Below are 2,041 nucleotides of genomic sequence, written 5' to 3'. Positions count from 1 at the left end.
GCGGATACGACCTAGACACTCGCATCCTCGCAGGTCAGCGGCACCTTTCTGCTACCGGGGTGTCAGGTCATCCAATTCCGCTGAATACCCGGGGTTGACTCTGTCGGGGATCTTGGAGTCGCCGGGGTCAGCTGCCCAGCGTTCGTCAGGACTTCAGCCGGGGGATGTCACGTTGGTCGAGGTAGTCCTGGAAGGCAGTCGGTGGGCGGGGCGTAGGGGGTTCCTCGGTCGGTGACAGTCCGCTGAGGCGCTCGATGTTCACGGTGATGGCCGTCAGGATGTGCTGGATGTGAGCTTTTCCCTGTCCTCGGTAGCGGCAGCGGCGCATGCCGTGTCCGTGAGCGTTTTCAGCAGTCACACATCAGAGTGATGGGCACCTTTCGGCTGACTGCCTCCTCACCTGCGACTCAGCCGAGGGGTCGACCACGAGGTCGTCACGCGATCGGTGGTCACTCTGAAAAAGCTCCGTGGGTGAACTCGTTGACCATGCTCTCCACTCCGGAGCGGACCGCGTAGCGGGCCTTCCACTCGGGTGTTTGTTGTTCAGTGCGGACGCGGAGTTGCAGGTCGCGGAGCTCTCGCGGGGGGAATCCTACGGTGCGGATGTTGTCGGCGGTGCTGGTGCACTGGGTGCGGGCCGGGCAGGGGCGGCACTGGCTCTTGGTGAACCGTGCCACGATCAGCGGGGCTGCGGTGGGTGAGGAGGTCGGGTAGGGCCGTGCCAGCCCGCGCTGACCTGGCCCTGGAGACAGGTGACCAGCTGATGGTCGTAGTCGATGTGGAAGTCGTCCCGGGCGAAGCCCTCGTTTTGGCGGTGCTGGCGGGTGGGGTTGCTCTTCAGCGGCCCGGAGACGGTGACCTGGTGTTCGCGGGCGGCTTGTTCCAGGTGGGGCAGGGAGGTGTAGCCGGCGTCGACCAGGTGCTCGGCGGGCAGCAGTCCGCGGCGCCGCAGGCGCTTGTGGATGCCGGGCAGGACCTGGCTGTCGTGGGTGGGGGCCGCCGTGGTGGCCACGTCCGTGATCACGTTGGGGCCGTCGGGAGCACAGGTCTCGGTCAGGTGGGCGGTGAACCCTTTCCAGCTGATGATGTGTCCGTGGCGTGCGTAGCGGGCCGACGTGTCGTAGGGAGAGACGATCGCCCGGGACAAGGGCGGCAGTCCGGGCCCGCCTTCCTTCTCGGCGGTGCGCCAGCGCAGGCGGCCCGCGGCGTCGTGGTGATAGTTCTGCACCATGATCTGGCGCAGGGCCTGGACACGAGGGCCCGATACACGGTCCGCTCCGTGCCCGTGGAGGTGCTCCAGGAGCCTGACGGCGTCGTCGCCGGTAGCGAGAATCCTGGTCTTGGGCCTGGTGGGGTTCTTGCCCAGGCGGACCGGCCGGCCGTAGCGGCGGCCCCAGTCCTCATCGACCAGCCCGTCCAGCAGGTGAGGGGAGATGCCGGCGACTTCTTCCAGTGCCGCGCGGACCGCCTCGGTGACCATCTCCAGGCGCGTCAGGTCCCGCACCGCGGCCAGGACATGGGTGGAATCGGTGCGCTGCGTGGTCCGCTCGCGCACCAGCCCGGCTTCCTTCAGGCGGGCCAGCGCCAGGTCGAGAAGGCGGTCGGCGCGGTCGCCCTCAGTGAGACGGTCCCGGAAGTCGGCCAGCACGCTGTGCAGCACACAGACCGTGGCCAGCTGAGCAGGCGAGAGACCCGGCCGAGCGTCGCGGGTACCAGTCGGCGAAGTCCTCGTCGCACCACAGGCCGTCCAGCCGGTCACGCACCCATATCGCCGTCGTCACAACCGGATTGCTCGCCCGCGCGACCTGCGCAGTGAGAGGCGGGACTCGCTCACCGGAACGGGGGCGGAGGGACAACGGGCACCCCGACAGCTGCGTCGGTCTTCGGAACCACCCGAGCATGCCCGTTGACCGTGGCCGATGGACTTCGGAGCACTCCATGTTGGCGGGAGGACACGAACGCGATGAACAGCGTCACGAGGTTCGCCGAAACGCCCCCGCGTCGGCGGGGAAGACCGGCGCCAGGATGGACACCACCTCGG

General features: G+C 68.2%; 3 protein-coding genes. All 3 read right to left on the bottom strand.

Annotation, left to right across the window (positions count from 1 at the left end):
- Nucleotides 1–145: 145 nt before the first annotated feature.
- The gene (locus ABZ453_RS49315) at nucleotides 146–358 is read right to left on the bottom strand and encodes a transposase (protein ID WP_359026375.1); all 213 of its coding nucleotides are present in this window, start codon (nucleotides 356–358) and stop codon (nucleotides 146–148) included.
- Nucleotides 359–449: 91 nt separating this feature from the next.
- Nucleotides 450–677: a transposase gene (locus ABZ453_RS49310; RefSeq protein WP_359026373.1), complete on the bottom strand. Its 228-nt coding sequence runs from the start codon at nucleotides 675–677 to the stop codon at nucleotides 450–452.
- Nucleotides 678–679: 2 nt separating this feature from the next.
- The gene (locus ABZ453_RS49305) at nucleotides 680–1,648 is read right to left on the bottom strand and encodes a hypothetical protein (RefSeq protein ID WP_359026371.1); all 969 of its coding nucleotides are present in this window, start codon (nucleotides 1,646–1,648) and stop codon (nucleotides 680–682) included.
- Between the last annotated feature and the right edge of the window lie 393 nt (nucleotides 1,649–2,041).

The organism is Streptomyces sp. NPDC005799 (genome assembly GCF_040630525.1).
Lineage (GTDB): Bacteria > Actinomycetota > Actinomycetes > Streptomycetales > Streptomycetaceae > Streptomyces > Streptomyces griseorubiginosus_B.
This window is presented reverse-complemented; position numbering and strand designations above follow the sequence as displayed.